Origin of the sequence: Kitasatospora sp. NPDC094015, assembly GCF_040304075.1 — a bacterium.
In the GTDB taxonomy this organism is placed as follows: Bacteria; Actinomycetota; Actinomycetes; order Streptomycetales; family Streptomycetaceae; genus Kitasatospora.
This window is the reverse complement of the sequence record NZ_JBEOUL010000003.1, coordinates 229532-244864: the sequence shown is the minus strand read 5'-3', so window position 1 is coordinate 244864 and position 15333 is coordinate 229532. Positions and strand designations below refer to the sequence as shown.

General features: G+C 74.1%; 14 protein-coding genes. 9 read left to right on the top strand and 5 right to left on the bottom strand.

Annotated features, from left to right (window positions below; all coding sequences use genetic code 11):
• Window positions 1-111 precede the first annotated feature (111 nt).
• From ABT014_RS05385 to ABT014_RS05360, 6 genes are all read left to right on the top strand, one after another.
• Entirely contained in the window at window positions 112-1125 is a 1014-nt protein-coding gene (locus tag ABT014_RS05385) for a polyprenyl synthetase family protein (RefSeq protein WP_350637308.1), read from the top strand.
• 105 nt (window positions 1126-1230) lie between these two features.
• Entirely contained in the window at window positions 1231-1890 is a 660-nt protein-coding gene (locus ABT014_RS05380; protein WP_502894860.1) for a LuxR C-terminal-related transcriptional regulator, read from the top strand.
• A gap of 201 nt (window positions 1891-2091) precedes the next feature.
• Window positions 2092-4056, top strand: a complete 1965-nt coding sequence (locus tag ABT014_RS05375; protein WP_350637306.1) for a 2-oxoacid:acceptor oxidoreductase subunit alpha — start codon at window positions 2092-2094, stop codon at window positions 4054-4056.
• On the top strand, window positions 4053-5096 hold the full coding sequence (locus ABT014_RS05370; RefSeq protein ID WP_350637305.1) for a 2-oxoacid:ferredoxin oxidoreductase subunit beta: 1044 nt from the start codon (window positions 4053-4055) through the stop codon (window positions 5094-5096). Before ABT014_RS05375 ends, ABT014_RS05370 begins: the two co-directional genes overlap by 4 nt.
• A 206-nt stretch (window positions 5097-5302) precedes the next feature.
• Window positions 5303-6853, top strand: coding sequence for an MFS transporter (locus ABT014_RS05365; RefSeq protein ID WP_350637304.1), 1551 nt, complete (start codon window positions 5303-5305; stop codon window positions 6851-6853).
• A gap of 133 nt (window positions 6854-6986) precedes the next feature.
• The gene (locus ABT014_RS05360; RefSeq protein ID WP_350637303.1) at window positions 6987-7691 is read left to right on the top strand and encodes a hypothetical protein; all 705 of its coding nucleotides are present in this window, start codon (window positions 6987-6989) and stop codon (window positions 7689-7691) included.
• Window positions 7692-7704: 13 nt separating this feature from the next.
• Here the strand turns inward: ABT014_RS05360 and ABT014_RS05355 are convergent, their stop codons facing one another.
• Window positions 7705-8106: a winged helix-turn-helix transcriptional regulator gene (locus ABT014_RS05355; RefSeq protein ID WP_350637302.1), complete on the bottom strand. Its 402-nt coding sequence runs from the start codon at window positions 8104-8106 to the stop codon at window positions 7705-7707.
• A gap of 95 nt (window positions 8107-8201) precedes the next feature.
• On the opposite strand from ABT014_RS05355, the gene ABT014_RS05350 reads away from it, so the two are divergent.
• Both ABT014_RS05350 and rarD read left to right on the top strand, forming a co-directional pair.
• Window positions 8202-9056 carry an SDR family oxidoreductase gene (locus ABT014_RS05350; RefSeq protein ID WP_350637301.1) on the top strand — a complete coding sequence of 285 codons (855 nt, stop codon included), beginning with the start codon at window positions 8202-8204 and terminating at the stop codon, window positions 9054-9056.
• 181 nt (window positions 9057-9237) lie between these two features.
• Complete coding sequence (gene rarD, locus ABT014_RS05345; protein ID WP_350637300.1) at window positions 9238-10206, top strand: EamA family transporter RarD; 969 nt, start codon at window positions 9238-9240, stop codon at window positions 10204-10206.
• 42 nt (window positions 10207-10248) lie between these two features.
• Here the strand turns inward: rarD and ABT014_RS05340 are convergent, their stop codons facing one another.
• Window positions 10249-11541 carry an ABC transporter substrate-binding protein gene (locus tag ABT014_RS05340; protein ID WP_350637299.1) on the bottom strand — a complete coding sequence of 431 codons (1293 nt, stop codon included), beginning with the start codon at window positions 11539-11541 and terminating at the stop codon, window positions 10249-10251.
• A 285-nt stretch (window positions 11542-11826) separates the two neighbouring features.
• Between ABT014_RS05340 and ABT014_RS05335 the strand changes: the two genes are divergently transcribed.
• On the top strand, window positions 11827-12228 hold the full coding sequence (locus tag ABT014_RS05335; RefSeq protein ID WP_350637298.1) for a hypothetical protein: 402 nt from the start codon (window positions 11827-11829) through the stop codon (window positions 12226-12228).
• Window positions 12229-12262: 34 nt separating this feature from the next.
• On the opposite strand, the gene ABT014_RS05330 is transcribed toward ABT014_RS05335, so the two are convergent.
• Genes ABT014_RS05330 through ABT014_RS05320 form a run of 3 tightly spaced genes read right to left on the bottom strand, consistent with a single transcriptional unit; the run spans window position 12263 to window position 15295 of the window.
• Window positions 12263-13132 carry an ABC transporter permease gene (locus ABT014_RS05330; protein ID WP_350637297.1) on the bottom strand — a complete coding sequence of 290 codons (870 nt, stop codon included), beginning with the start codon at window positions 13130-13132 and terminating at the stop codon, window positions 12263-12265.
• Complete coding sequence (locus ABT014_RS05325; protein ID WP_350637296.1) at window positions 13119-14117, bottom strand: ABC transporter ATP-binding protein; 999 nt, start codon at window positions 14115-14117, stop codon at window positions 13119-13121. The genes ABT014_RS05330 and ABT014_RS05325 overlap by 14 nt, the downstream gene beginning before the upstream one ends.
• Window positions 14118-14128: 11 nt before the next feature.
• On the bottom strand, window positions 14129-15295 hold the full coding sequence (locus tag ABT014_RS05320) for a LolA family protein (RefSeq protein ID WP_350637295.1): 1167 nt from the start codon (window positions 15293-15295) through the stop codon (window positions 14129-14131).
• Window positions 15296-15333: the final 38 nt, after the last annotated feature.

Genomic DNA, 15333 nt, shown 5'->3' with positions numbered 1-15333 from the left:
CGTGGGCCCCGCCCGTGCAGTGATCCACTCCCGACCGGATACGCTGCCTGTAGGTGCAACGGCGGGGCGCAGGGACCAGCCCGCTTGATCGACCAGGGACAGGAGTGGTCAGTGACCGTCGTGGGGCCCTTCGGGCTGAGCGTGCAGGACCGCGATCTGACCCGCGACGTCCGGGCCGGGATGGACGCCGTGGAGGCCTCGCTGGTCGAGGCCGTCAAGAGCGAGGTCCCGTTCATCACGATCACCGCCAGCCACCTGATCGAGGCCGGCGGCAAGCGCTTCCGCCCGCTGCTCGTCATGCTCGCCGCCCAGTTCGGCGACCCCAACGCCCCCGGGGTGGTGCCGGCCGCCGTGGTGGTCGAGCTGACCCACCTCGCCACGCTGTACCACGACGACGTGATGGACGAGGCGCCGGTGCGCCGCGGCGCCCCGAGCGCCAACTCCCGCTGGGACAACTCGGTCGCCATCCTCACCGGCGACTTCCTCTTCTCCCGCGCCTCCCAGGTGCTCGCCGACCTCGGCCCGGAGGCCGTCCGGATCCAGTCCGACGCCTTCGAACGGCTGGTCACCGGCCAGATCCTGGAGACCGCCGGCCCCCGCCCCGGCGACGACGAGCTCCAGCACTACCTGGACGTGATCGCCGGCAAGACCGGCTCGCTGGTCGCCGTCTCCTGCCGCTTCGGCGCGCTGATGGCCGGCGCCGAGCGCTGGATGGTGGACAGCCTCACCCAGTACGGCGAGCGGATCGGCACCGCGTTCCAGCTGGCCGACGACGTGCTGGACATCGCCAGCGACGGCCACGAGTCCGGCAAGACCCCCGGCACCGACCTGCGCGAAGGCGTCCCCACCCTGCCGGTCCTGCTGCTGCGTCAGCTCCCGGCCGACCCGACGGACCCCGAGGACCTGCGGCTGCGCGAGCTGCTCGACACCGACCTCGCCGCCGACGACGCCGCCCACGCCGAGGCGCTGCGGCTGCTGCGCCGTCACCCGGCGCTGGAGCGGGCCCGCCGCGAGACGCTGCGCTACGCCGAGGAGGCCCGCGCCCTGCTGGACCCGCTGCCGGACTGCCCGGCCAAGGCCGCCCTGCAGGAGCTCTGCGACACGGTCGCCATCCGCACCATGTAGGACGGGCCCCGCACCGGTGGGGCCGTTCCGGGACGGCGCCGGCCGGGGATGCGCCAGACTGTTCGGGTCGACCATGATCCGGCTGTCTGGAAGGGCCTCCCCATGCTGCGCGTCGTCATCGCCGAGGACTCCGTACTCCTGCGGGAGGGCCTGACCCGGCTGCTCACCGACCGCGGCCTCGAGGTGGTCGCCGGCGTCGGCGACGGCGAGGCGCTGCTGAAGACCGTCCACGACCTGGCCACCGCCGGCGAGCTCCCGGACGTCGTGGTGGCGGACGTCCGGATGCCGCCGACCCACACCGACGAGGGCGTGCGCGCCTGCGTCACGCTGCGCGGCCTGTACCCGGCCCTGGGCGTGCTGGTGCTCTCCCAGTACGTGGAGGAGCGCTACGCGGGCGAGCTGCTGGCCGGCTCCACCCGCGGCGTCGGGTACCTGCTGAAGGACCGGGTCGCCGAGGTCCGGGAGTTCGTGGACGCGGTGGTCCGGGTGGCCGAGGGCGGCACGGCGCTCGACCCCGAGGTGGTGCAGCAGCTCCTCAGCCGCAGCCGAAAGGGTGATGTGCTGGCCGGCCTCACCCCGCGCGAGCGGGAGGTGATGGGCCTGATGGCGGAGGGCCGGACCAACACCGCGATCGCCCGCCGCCTGGTGGTCTCGGACGGCGCGGTGGAGAAGCACGTCTCCAACATCTTCCTGAAGCTGGGCCTGGCCCAGAGCCCGGCCGACCACCGCCGGGTGCTGGCCGTGCTGACCTATCTGAACTCCTGACCTGCGGCCCTCCCCGGCGCGCCGCGGCCACCCCCGGCGCGGGCGCAACCGGAGCCGGGGCATCCGGCTCCCCGGGGGCGGTCCATGCGCTCGAGTTCCCCTCCCGCCGGCCCCGGCCCGCTTAGGATGCGATTCGGTGCACCAGGCGGACGGGGCACACGGCTCACGCCCGCGGCTGGCGCCACGAGGAGGTCCGCGGCAGTGACCAGTCAGGTCGATCAGTCAGCAGCAGTGGACGGATCGGACGGCGAGGACGGACCGGAGTCCGCCGCCCCGTCCGGTGTCGGTGGAAGATCCGCCAAGCCGATCCGGCGTCTGGATCGGGTGATCATCCGCTTCGCGGGTGACTCCGGCGACGGTATGCAGCTCACGGGTGACCGCTTCACCTCGGAGACGGCGTCCTTCGGGAACGACCTCTCCACCCTGCCGAACTTCCCGGCCGAGATCCGGGCGCCCGCCGGGACGCTTCCCGGTGTGTCGAGTTTCCAGTTGCACTTCGCCGATCACGACATCCTGACCCCGGGCGACGCGCCGAACGTGCTGGTGGCGATGAACCCGGCCGCTCTCAAGGCCAATATTGCCGATCTCCCGCGCGGCGCGGAGATCATTGTGAATACCGACGAGTTCACCAAGCGGGCCCTGGCGAAGGTCGGCTACGCCGCCGATCCGCTGGCCGACGGCTCGCTCGACGCCTACCACCTGCACCGGGTGCCGCTGACCACGCTCACCCTGGAAGCGCTCAAGGACAGCGGCCTGGCCCGCAAGGACGCCGAGCGGGCGAAGAACATGTTCGCCCTCGGCCTGCTGTCCTGGATGTACCACCGCCCCACCCACGGCACCGAGGCCTTCCTGCGGCAGAAGTTCGCCAAGAAGCCGGCCATCGCCGAGGCGAACATCACCGCGTTCAAGGCCGGCTGGAACTTCGGGGAGACCACCGAGGACTTCGCCGTCTCCTACGAGATCCCGCCCGCCCGGCTACCGGCCGGCACCTACCGCAACATCTCCGGCAACCTCGCGCTGTCCTACGGCCTGATCGCGGCCGGCGAGCGCTCCGGGCTGCCGCTGTTCCTCGGCTCGTACCCGATCACCCCGGCCTCGGACATCCTGCACGAGCTGAGCCGGCACAAGAACTTCGGGGTGCGGACCTTCCAGGCGGAGGACGAGATCGCCGGGATCGGCGCCGCGCTCGGGGCGGCGTTCGGCGGGGCGCTCGGCGTCACCACCACCTCCGGGCCCGGGGTGGCGTTGAAGTCGGAGACGATCGGCCTCGCCGTCTCGCTCGAACTGCCCCTGCTGGTGGTCGACATCCAGCGCGGCGGCCCCTCCACCGGGCTGCCCACCAAGACCGAGCAGGCCGACCTGCTGCAGGCGATGTTCGGCCGCAACGGCGAGGCGCCGGTGCCGATCGTGGCCCCGGCGACGCCGGCCGAGTGCTTCGACGCCGCCCTGGAGGCGGCCCGGATCGCGCTCACCTACCGCACCCCGGTCTTCCTGCTCTCCGACGGCTACCTGGCCAACGGCTCGGAGCCCTGGCGGATCCCGGAGGTCGACGAACTCCCCGACCTCACCGTGGAGTTCGCCACCGACCCGAACCACGAGCTGGCGGACGGCTCGACCGCGTTCTGGCCCTACAAGCGCGACCCGCAGACCCTGGCCCGCCCGTGGGCGGTGCCCGGCACCCCGGGCCTGGAACACCGGATCGGCGGCATCGAGAAGCAGGACGGCACCGGCAACATCTCCTACGACCCGGCCAACCACGACTTCATGGTCCGCACCCGGCAGGCCAAGGTCGACGGCATCACCGTCCCCGACCTTCAGGTCGACGACCTCACCGGCGACGCCCGGGTCCTGGTGCTGGGCTGGGGCTCCACCTACGGCCCGATCACCGCCGCCGTGCGCCGCCTGCGCGCCGACGGCCTGCGCATCGCCCAGGCCCACCTGCGCCACCTCAACCCCTTCCCGGCCAACCTCGGCCAGGTGCTCGCCTCCTACGAGCGGGTCGTCGTCCCCGAGATGAACCTCGGCCAGCTCGCCCTGCTGCTACGCGCCCGCTACCTGGTCGACGCGCAGTCCTACAACCAGGTCCGCGGACTGCCGTTCAAGGCGGCCCAGCTCGCGGACGTGCTGTCGGCGGCGATCGGAACGCTCGAAGGAGACCAGCAGTGACCGCCCCCTACCGCTCCCTCCACCTGGTCCCCAAGGCCGACGGCCCGCAGAGCGCCAAGGACTTCAAGACCGACCAGGAGGTCCGCTGGTGCCCGGGCTGCGGCGACTACGCGATCCTCGCCGCCGTCCAGGCCTTCATGCCCGAACTCGGCATCCGCCGGGAGAACACCGTCTTCGTCTCCGGGATCGGCTGCTCCTCGCGGTTCCCGTACTACATGAACACCTACGGGATGCACTCGATCCACGGGCGGGCGCCGGCGATCGCCACCGGGCTCGCCGCCTCCCGGCCCGACCTGTCGGTGTGGGTGGTCACCGGTGACGGCGACGCGCTCTCGATCGGCGGGAACCACCTGATCCACGCGCTGCGGCGGAACGTCAACCTGAAGATCCTGCTGTTCAACAACCGGATCTACGGCCTCACCAAGGGCCAGTACTCGCCGACCAGCGAGCTGGGGAAGATCACCAAGTCCACCCCGATGGGTTCGCTGGACGCGCCGTTCAACCCGCTGTCGCTGGCGATCGGGGCCGAGGCGACGTTCGTCGCGCGCACCATCGACTCCGACCGCCAGCACCTGCAGTCGGTGCTGCGGGCGGCGGCCGAGCACGAGGGCACGGCGCTGGTGGAGATCTACCAGAACTGCAACATCTTCAACGACGGCGCCTTCGAGGTGCTCAAGGAGGCCGGCACCCGGGACGAGGCGCTGATCCGCCTCGAGCACGGCCGGCCGATCACCTTCGCCGGCAAGGGCGTGGTGCGCGGCGCCGACGGCGAGCTGGCGGTCGTCGACCTCGACCCGGCGACCGAGGACCGGGTGCTGGTGCACGACGCCCACGCCGCCGGCCCGGCCACCGCGTTCGCGCTCACCCGGCTCGCCGACGCGGACACCCTGCACCACACGCCGATCGGCGTCCTGCGCGACGTCTCCCGCCCGGTCTACGACACCCTGATGGCCGAGCAGCTCACCCGCGCCACCACCGACCGGGGCCCCGGCAACCTCGCCGGCCTGCTCAACGGCACCGACACCTGGACGGTCGGCTGACCGCACCCCGACGCACCAGGCGAGCGCCCGGCCGGGCTCCGTGGCCGGGCGCTCGCCGCTGCCGTCCGCCGCTGCCGTCGGCCGGGGCCATCCGGCGGAGCCGTCCGGGCGTCCGAGCATGTCGCCGGGCGGCCCGGCCGGGCGCGTGCCGATAGTGGTCTCACCGTCCCGGCGATCGGCCGGCCAGAGTGTGGGGAGCCGGGTCCATGGCCGAGTCGACCGGTCGTCCGCCGGAGGGCTACTCCGAGCACCGGTGGAAGGCGCTGGCGGGGATGTGCGTCGCGGCCGGCATGGTCTGGCTGACCTTCGCCGACTTCGGCGTGGCGGTGCCGACCATCTCCCGGGAGCTGGCCGTCTCGCTGCCCGACCTCCAGTGGGCGAACAACGCCTTCAGCCTGTCCACCGGCGCGCTGGTGCTGGCGGCCGGCCGGCTCGGTGACGTGTTCGGCCGCAAGCGGATGCTGGAGATCGGCCTGCTGGTGATGGGCGCGGTCTCGCTGGTGGCCGCGTTCGCCCCGGGGGTGACCGGGCTGATCGTCGGCCGCGCGGCGATGGGGGTGGGCGCCGCGCTGATCCTGCCCGCCACCCTGGCGCTGATCCCGCCGATGTTCCCGCCGCAGGAGCAGCCCCGGGCGTTCGGCGCCTGGATGGCCGTCGCCTGGGTCGGCCAGGCCGCCGGCCCGGCGGTCGGCGGCGTTTTGACCGGCGTGCTCGGCTGGCGGTCGACCTTCTGGATCAACGCCCCGCTGGCCGTGGTGGGCCTGTGGCTGGTGCGCCGCGCGGCCGTCGAGTCCACCGACCCGAACGCCTCCCGGCACATCGACCTGCCGGGCCTGCTGACCAGCGCGGCGGCCGCGTTCTGCCTGCTGTACGGCTGCACGGCCGGCCAGGAGCTGGGCTTCTCCGACCCGCTGATCATCGCCCTGCTGGTCGGCTCGGTGGTGCTGGCGGCGCTGTTCGTCCTGCTGGAGAAGCGGGTGCGGGACCCGCTGGTGGACCTCCGGCTGTTCTCCTCGCGCCCGTTCTGCGGGGCCCTGGTGGCCAACTCCGTGATGAACATCGTCTTCGCCGGGGTCAGCTTCCTGCTCACCCTCTACCTCCAGGAGGTGCGCGGGTACGGTGCCGTGGCGGCCGGACTGCTGCTGCTCCCGTCGACCGTGACGATCCTGCTGCTCAACCCGGTCGGCGGCCGGGTCTCGGCACGGCGCGGTGCCCGGCTGCCGGTGGTGGCCGGCGTGCTGCTGCTCGGGATCGGCACCCTGGTGACCGCGATCATCGGGAAGCACTACCACTACGCGATCCTGGCGGCCGGCCTGCTGGTGCTCGGCGCCGGTCTCGGGCTGATGTCCATCCCGCTCTCCGACACCGCCGTGGCCGGCCCGCCCGAGGAGCTGGCCGGGACGGCCTCGGGCATGTTCAAGGTGACCAGCATGCTCGGCGGGGCCTTCGGGGTCGCGGTGACCGTCGCCGTCCAGCAGGCGGTGGAGACCAATCAGGCGGAGGACCGCGCCAAGGCGGCGGGCCTGTCCTCGGCCGACGTCCAGGAGCTCGGCAACGCGGTGACCGACTCCAAGCTGGCCGATCAGATCCTCTCCTCGGTCGACCAGGCCACCAGCGAGGCGATCACGGCGGCCTTCCGTCAGGTCCAGGAGGTCGCCGCCGGGCGGGCGATCGCGCTGGCCGGCCTGCTCGCGGTGGTGGCGGCCGCGGCGCTCCCGCTGGTCTGGCGCCGCCCGAAGGCCGCCCGGGGCCGCTGACGCGGCCGCCCGAAGGCCGTCCGGGACAACCGGCGCGGCCGCCCGGCCGAGGCGCCCTACCGCGCCGGGCCCGGCCTCCCTAGAGTCGTTCGCAGCCGGCCGCACCGTGGCGGCGCGGGGGCCGGGGGGCACGGTGGACCATCAGTACCAGCAGCGCGTCGTGCGGCGGAACGCCCTGCTGTCCAGGCTGCTGACGGCGGTGGTGGTGCTCTCCGTCCTGCTGCTGGTGCACAGCGTGGTGCGGAGCAACCTCTCGGCGGGCACGCTGACCCACTGGCCCTGGCGGCTGCAACTGCTGGACACCCAGAGCGCGGCCACCGCGGCGGTGGCCTCCGCCGGTGCGGCGCTGGCCCGGGCGCAGTACGCGCGGGCGGTACGGCCGGCGCTCGGGCACACCGGCCGGGCGAAGGCGGGGCTGGCGCCGGACGGGCGGCTGGTCTGGGTGTCGGAGCTGCTGAACGCGGGCCAGGACATCGCGGTGGTCCGGCAGGTCCGCTACCTGGTGGAGACGGCCCCGGGCGTCGACGGGCCGGCACCCGGGCTGCCGGCCCGGCCGATGGCGGTGGAGGCGGTCCGGGTCGAGCTGGCGGCGTACGGGCTGGTCCACGGCAGCGACTACTTCCTGCCGACCGTCGGGCCAGGGTGGCCGATGGCCGGTCAGAGCCGGCTGCTGCTCGGCTGGTTCACCGAACGGGCGATGGCCGTGGTCGAGGAGGTGTCGGTGAGCGTCCGGGTGGTCGACCGGGTGGGGGACACCCACGAGCGGACGGTGCGCTGCCTGCTGGCGGCCGACCGGGCGCCGCGCAGCGCGACCCCCGAGCACCCGCAGGCGCCCTGAGCCGGCCGGGCCGTCAGGTGCCGCTCTGGCGGGTGTCGTAGCTGGCGCGGGCCTCGGTGACGGCGGGCATCCGGGCCTCCACCCAGTGGGCCAGGCCGGAGACCCGCTCCGCGGCCTCGGCGCCGAGCGGGGTCAGGCTGTAGTCCACCCGGGGCGGGATCACCGGGTGTGCCACCCGCAGCACGAAGCCGTCGCGCTCCAGGTTCTGCAGGGTTTGGGCGAGCATCTTCTCGCTCACCCCGGCGACCCGGCGGCGCAGCTCGCTGAACCGGTAGCCGCGCTCCAGCAGGGCCACCAGCACCAGCACACCCCAGCGGCTGGTGACGTGCTCCAGGACACCGCGCGAGGGGCACATCCGGTCGTAGACGTCCGGCAGCCGCTCCAGCAGTGAGCTCTCGCTCTCGATTACCTCCATGTCAGTACCCTACTTCGAAGTGCGTACTTACGGAAGGTTAGTGCCCTCCATAAAGTGAGTGGTGAAGCAGAAATCAACCTTTCGAGGAGTACGCGATGATCGTCGTCACCGGAGCCACCGGACAGCTCGGCCGGCTCGTGGTCGAGGGCCTGCTGGCCAAGGTCCCCGCCGGGGAACTGGCCGTGGCCGTCCGCTCGGCCGAGAAGGCGGCCGACTGGGCCGCGCTCGGCGTGGACGTCCGGGTGGTCGACTACGACCGGCCCGAGACGCTGGCCGGGGCCTTCGCCGCCGGTGACCGGGTGCTGCTGATCTCCGGCAGCGAGATCGGCCGGCGCACCCCGCAGCACCGGGCCGTGGTGGCGGCCGCGCAGGCCGCCGGGGTCGCCCTGCTGGCCTACACCGGTGTGCTCGGCGGTGACGAGGCGAGCTTCGGTCTGGCCGACGAGCACAAGGAGACCGAGGCGGTGATCCGGGCCTCCGGCCTGCCCTTCGTCCTCCTGCGCAACGGCTGGTACACCGAGAACTACACCGCCCAGGCGGCCGGCGCGGTCGAGCGCGGGGTGGTGGTGGGCAGCAGCGGCGACGGCCGGGTGGCCACCGCGACCCGTCGCGACTACGCCGACGCGGCGGTCGCCGTGCTCACCGGCGAGGGCCACGAGAACGCGGTCTACGAGCTGAGCGGCGACGTCGCCTGGGCCTTCTCCGAGTACGCGGCCGAGCTGGCCGCCGCCTCCGGGAAGCCGGTGGCCTACCGGGACGTGTCGCCCGCCGAGCACCACGAGGTGCTGGTCGGCGCGGGCCTGCCGGCGGCCTACGCGGCGGTCTTCGTCGACGTCGACCAGGCGATCGGGCGCGGCGACCTGGCCCGCGCCAACGGCGATCTGGCCCGGCTGATCGGCCGGCCGACCACGCCGATGGCCGAGACCGTGAAGGCCGCGCTGGGCGCCTGATCCGACCGCGCCCCGGGGCCCGGGCCGAAGCCGGACCCTGGCCGGACCGGAGTCGAACCGCAGTCGGACCTCGGATGCCCCCCCGGGTGTCATGACCAAAAACTGATAACGGAGATGACATCCTGCCCTTCCGCCCGCTACCGTCGGTCCGACACCAGTGCGCGCGGAGGGCAGGCCCGGGATGGCAGAGGGACGCAGAGGACTCTGGTACGGCTTCGCCGCCTACGCGATGTGGGGCCTGTTCCCGCTCTTCTGGCCGCTGCTGGAGCCGGCCGGGGCGGCCGACATCCTCGCCAACCGGATGGTCTGGTCGCTGGTCGCGGTCGCCCTGATGCTGCTCGTCCAGCGCCGCTGGGCGTGGATCCGGCCGCTGCTCGCCCAGCCCCGCCGGCTCGCGCTCTCCGCGCTGGCCGCCGCCGTCATCTCGGTCAACTGGGGCGTCTACATCTGGAGCGTCAACGCCGGCCACGTGGTGGAGACCAGCCTCGGGTACTTCATCAACCCGCTGGTCACCATCGGCTTCGGCGTCCTGGTGCTGCGCGAACGGCTGCGCCGCGCCCAGTGGGTGGCGGTCGGCACCGGTGCGGCCGCGGTCGTGGTGCTGGCCGTCGGCTACGGCCGGCTGCCGTGGATCGCACTCACCCTGGCGCTCAGCTTCGCCACCTACGGGCTGCTCAAGAAGCGGGTCGCGCTGGGCGGCCCGGAGAGCCTGGCGCTGGAGAGCGCCGCGATGTTCCCGTTCGCGCTGGCCTTCCTCGGCTACCTCGCCGTGCGCGGCGAGGGCAGCTTCGGCCGGGTGGTGCCGGGGGAGTACGGCTGGGGGCACTCCTGGCTGCTGATCCTCAGCGGGGTGATCACCGCCGTCCCGCTGATCTGCTTCGGCGCCGCGGCCGTCCGGGTCCCGCTGACCACGCTGGGGCTGCTGCAGTACCTGGCGCCGGTGTTCCAGTTCCTGATCGGCGTCGTGGTGATGCACGAGGAGATGCCGCCCGCCCGCTGGGCCGGCTTCGGGCTGGTCTGGGTGGCGCTGCTGGTGCTCACCGTCGACGCGCTGGTGCGGGTCCGGACCGACCGGGCGGCCACCGCGGCCGCCCGCGCCCGGGCCGCCGCCGGACTGCCGGCCGCCGAACCGACCGCCGTCACGAGCTGACCGCCCTTCACAGGCTGACCGCCCTTCACGGGCCGGCTGCCGTCACGCCCGGGTGGCCGGCGCCGCCGCCGCGACCAGTGCCGCCTGGAACCGGCCCGGGTCGCGGTGGCCCAGGAAGTCCGCCAGCGCCGTGTCGATCCGGGCGTTCCAGGCCGTCGGGGCCACCGCCCCGTGGGTCAGCGAGCCGACGATCCGGCCGCCGCGCCACTCGTCCAGCGACCACCGCGCGTACGGGCCGAACAGCGCCCTGGTCTGCTCCGGCAGGTCGAGCCGGGCCGGGATCGCGCCCTTGGCACCGTTGAAGGCGACCTGGCCGTCCAGGCTGCCGCACTCCGCCAGCCAGGCCAGCGCGGCCTCCCGGTGCCGGGCGCCGACCGGCAGGGTGAAGGCGTCCGAGAGGTACTGGAAGATCCCGGCGGTGCCCGGTGCCGCCGCCCAGGCGTACCCCGCCCCGGGCCGCAGCCCCAGCGAACCGCGCAGGTAGCCCTCGGCCCAGTCACCCATCACCTGGTAGCCGGCCCGGCCGCCGCCCACCAGCTCGGTGGCGTCCTCCCAGCCCAGCATGGCCGGGTCGGCCAGGTTGCTCAGCTCCAGCAGGTCGCGGAAGTCCCGCAGCGCCGCCGCCACCCGCGGACCGCCCCACCCCTGGCCGCTCCACAGCGCCGACCAGCCCTCCGGACCCAGCGCCGCCAGCAGCACCGTCTCCAGCAGGTGCTTGCGGCTCCACGAGCCGCCCACCGCCAGCGGCACCACCCCGGTGCGGGCCACCCGGCGCAGGTTCTCCAGCAGCGCAGCGACCGAACCCGGCGCCGGCTCGGCCCCGGCCCGCTCCAGCACCGCCGGGTTGGACCAGAGCAGATTCGCCCGGTGGATGTCGACCGGCACGCAGTAGTAGCTGTCCCCGCTGCGCAGTTGCGGCAGCAGGGCGGTCGGGAACAGGTCGGCCCAGCCCTGCCGGTGGTAGAGCTCGTCGAGCCCCGCCAGCCGTCCGGCCGCCACCAGTTCGGTGAGTTCGGCGCCGGCGTGGCACTGGAAGGTGTCGGGCGGGTCGCCCGCGGCGAGCCGGCGCTCCAGCTCGGCCTGCGGCCGGGTGGCCGCCCGGCTGCTGCGGGCGCCGTTGTAGCAGGTCAGCAGCGGGGCCCGGCCCTTGAACGCGGTGAGCAGCGCGAGCAGGCCGTTCTGCTCGGGGCCGTCGGTCCACCAGGAGTACAGCTCCAGCTGCCCGGTCGGCCCCGGTCCGGGGGCCCGTGCGCCCGCGCTCCCGTACCCGGCGAGCAGGGTCGCGGCCCCGGCCGCGGGCACGCCCAGCAGGAGCTCCCTGCGCCTGATCGTCATGCTTGCCGAGCTCCCCCGATGGTGCGGACGACGTCGGCCGCAGGTGGTTCGAGACTCCGAGCGAGCGGTCGTTGCACGTTCGGTGACGGTGCCCCATCCCACCCGCCCGGGCGGCGGCCGTCAAGGGAGGTGGTCCGTGCCGAGGAGGGTGAACATCTCGTTTCCGGATCTCCTCAAGCGGAGCACTGTGCTGCTAACGTCCGGGGTGCCGCCGGTGGTTCACCCGCGGCTGTCGCCGGGCACCCAGCTCGGCACCGTGCCCAGGGGCCCGCAGGAGGGCTTGCGATGGTCGAACTCACGGGGCGGTTCGCCCGCCCGCTGCGCCGGGTCGCCCGGCCGGCCGCTCTCACGGACACCTTCCGGGTGCCCGCCGTCCGCCGGGAGCCGGCCAGTGCGGAGGCGGGGGAGCTGGTGCTCACCCAGGGCCCGCCCGGTGGCCCGATGACCATCCAGTGGCAGCGGCCCGGCTGCCCGGCGATCACCCTGGCGCCGCCGTACCGGCTGGACCGGGTCGACCTCAAGAGTTCCTACCGGGCCCGGTTGCACGGGCTGACCGCCGGCGTCCGGCTGGTCTGCCCGGACTGGTCGCCGCTGTTCCTGATCGCGCCCGCCCAGTTGGCCGTGCTGGCCTGCGCCGCCGCGACCTCCCGGGGTGCCGCCGCCCGCCTGAGCGCCCCGGCCGGGTAGCTCGGAGCCCAAGGCGGCGGCTCGGGGCGGCGGCTCATGCGGTGATGTCCCGGGAGCTGAACCGGGCCCAGGCGGCCGATCCGAACACCGCCACGTACAGCGCCTGCAGCCCGAGGTTCTCCAGCACGTTGTCCCAGTACATCCGGCTGCGCAGCAGATCGCCGAAGCTCAGCCAGTGGTGGGTGAACAGGTACGGCTGGATCGTGTGCAACTGCGGGAAGGAGTCCAGGATCTGCACCGTGATCACCAGCACGACGGTGGTCGCCATCGCGGCGATCCCACTGCCCGTCAGGGTGGAGACGAACAGCCCGATCGCCACCAGCCCGGCCAGCGAGGCCGCCACCACCAGGGCCACCAGCAGGGCCCGCAGCAGCGCCGCACCCGGCCCGATCGCGTCCCCAGAGAGCAGGGTGACCTCGCCCATCGGGAACAGCGCGGCGCCGGTGGCCAGCGCGGCCAGCGCGATCACGCCGGTCGCCACCAGGCAGTACACCAGCGCCGCCGTGAACTTGGCCGCGAGCAGCCTGGTCCGCCCGGCGGGGGCGACCAGCAGGTAGCGCAGCGTCCCGCCGGCCGCCTCGCCGGCGATCGCGTCGCCCGCCACCACGCCGACCGACATCGGCAGGAAGACCGGCAGCGTCAGCGCGAGCGCGGTGAACACCAGGAACAGGCCGTTCTGGGTGACCTGGGCGACGAACGCGGGGCCGCCGCCGCCCTCGTTGCCGTCCGTCTCGATCCGCACCACCACGCCGATCAGCACCGGCAGCGCCGCCAGGATGCCCAGCAGCGCGATCGTCCGGGCCCGGCGGAAGGTCAGGCCCACCTCGCTGCGGAACAGCGCCAGGAACCCCGGGACCGTCTGCGGGCGGACGCCGACCGCGACCGCCACCTCAGCCTGCGACATCGAAACCCTCTCCGGTCAGCGCCACGAAGGCGTCCTCCAGCGTGCCGCGCTCGACCCCGAAGCCGTGCACCCGCACCCCCTCGCCCACCAGGGCGGCGCACAGCTCGGCGAGCACCTCCTCGCCGAACTCGGCGGTGGCCTCCACCCGGCCCTCACCGGCCCGGACCTCGGTCACCCGGTGCTTCGCCAGCACCGCCGCGGCCTGCTCGACGTCCTGGGTGCGGACCACCAACCGGCCCTGCGCCCGCGCCGCCAGCTCGGCCACCGTGCCCTGCACCAGCAGCCGGCCGCGGGACATCACGGCCGCGTGCGTGCAGACCTGCTCGATCTCGTCGAGCAGGTGGGAGGAGAGGAACACCGTGGTGCCCTCGGCCGCCACCTCCCGGACCAGCGCCCGGATCTCCCGCATGCCCTGCGGGTCGAGCCCGTTGGTCGGCTCGTCCAGCACCAGCAGCTCGCGCGGCTGCAGCAGGGCCGCGGCCAGGCCGAGCCGCTGCTTCATGCCCAGCGAGTACGCCTTCGCCTTCTTGCCCGCCGCGGCCGTCAGACCGACCCGGTCCAGGGCCTCGCCGACCCGGCGCTCCCGGGTGCGCGGATCGGCGGTCGGATCCGCCGCGTCGAACCGCTTGAGGTTGTCCCGCCCGGACAGGAAGCCGTAGAGGGCCGGGCCCTCGATCAGCGCGCCCACCCGGGGCAGCACCCGGCCGACCGACTGCGGCATCGGCTCGCCGAGGACCGAGGCCACCCCGTCGGTCGGGGCGATCAGGCCCATCAGCATCCGGATGGTGGTGGTCTTCCCGGAGCCGTTGGGCCCGAGGAAGCCGAACACGCTGCCCCGGGGCACCGACAGGTCCAGCCCGTCCACGGCGAGCTGGCCGCCGCGGAAGCGCTTGGACAGCCCGCGGGTGCGGATCACGTCGTCGTCGGTCGCGGCGGCAGGGGCCGGGCCGCCGTCGGCAGCCCGGCCCGCCGGCCGCTCCGTCACCGGAGAGGCCACTACTTCACCCCGGCCGCGCTCTGCAGCACCGGCAGCGTCACCGCGCCGGCGAACACCCGGCCGTCGTCCGTGATCAGCACGTTCAGCACCTTGGTGCTGATCAGCGAACCGCCGCCGACCGGCTTGCCCAGCGCCTTGGCGAAGGACTGCAGGTTCTGCGGGACGCCGCCCGGCCGCCCGCCGTGCCCGTCCGTCGCGGCCGGGGCCCCGGCGTCGGGCAGCCGGGTGGAGAGCACCGCCGTCCAGCCCCCGCCGACCACGTCGACGCCGGGCCCGGCCTGCTCCGCACCGTTCCTGAGATCGGCCGGCCCGTGCCCGGCCGCCCCCTTCGCCGCGTCCCGGCCGTCCGTCACCTTGGCGCCCTTGGGGGCGGTGAACTCGAAGGTCTTGGCTGCCGGCCGGGCGAAGGACACCGAGCTGAAGTGTGCGTCCAGCACCTGGCTGCCGTCCGAGCCCTGCACCAGCACCGCCAGCGGCACGCCGTGCTCGGCGTCGACCGAGATCCGCACCTCGCGGATGGTCGACCCGGACTGCGTGGGCTTGACGCTCAGCCGGTACGCCGCGCGCCCGGCCACCTCGGCGGTGCCGTCCACCGTCACGGAGGTGGTGCCGGCGCCGGCCGTCAGGAACTGCTTCGCCAGCTCCTGCGGGGTCGCCGGGCCGGGGCCCGGCAGCGGCTTCGCGGCCTGCCGGTGCTCGCCGCCCTGCGGGGCCGTCAGGTGGTAGGCCTCGTTCGCGGTGCTGTCCCAGGCCCAGAGCTGGTCGCCGTTGTGCACCACCTCGTAGCCGCTCAGCCCGCCGACCAGGCCGAGCCGCTGCCGCTGCGGGCCGTCCACCGCGACCTGGAGGGTGTGCTCGCCGCCGAGCAGCTCGACCGCCTTGGCCTGCGGCGATCCGCCGCCGCCACCCGCCATGCCGAGCAGCTGGGCCGGCACGCCCAGGTCGGCCTTGACCTGCACGGTGCCGCTGAACGCGTCGGTGTCGCTGCCCAGCACCTTGGCCACCAACTGCTCGGCGGTGACCGCCGGCAGGCTCGGCGGCGCGTCGCTGGCCAGCGCCGGCACCAGGCCGATGCCGGTCGCCGCGACCGCCGCGACCGCCACCGGCACCAGCACCCGTACGGTCGTCCGGCGACGCGCCCGGTACGGCGTGTCCTGTCCCACCATGGTCTCCCACCCTCCGTCGCTGCGGTTGCCCTACCCAT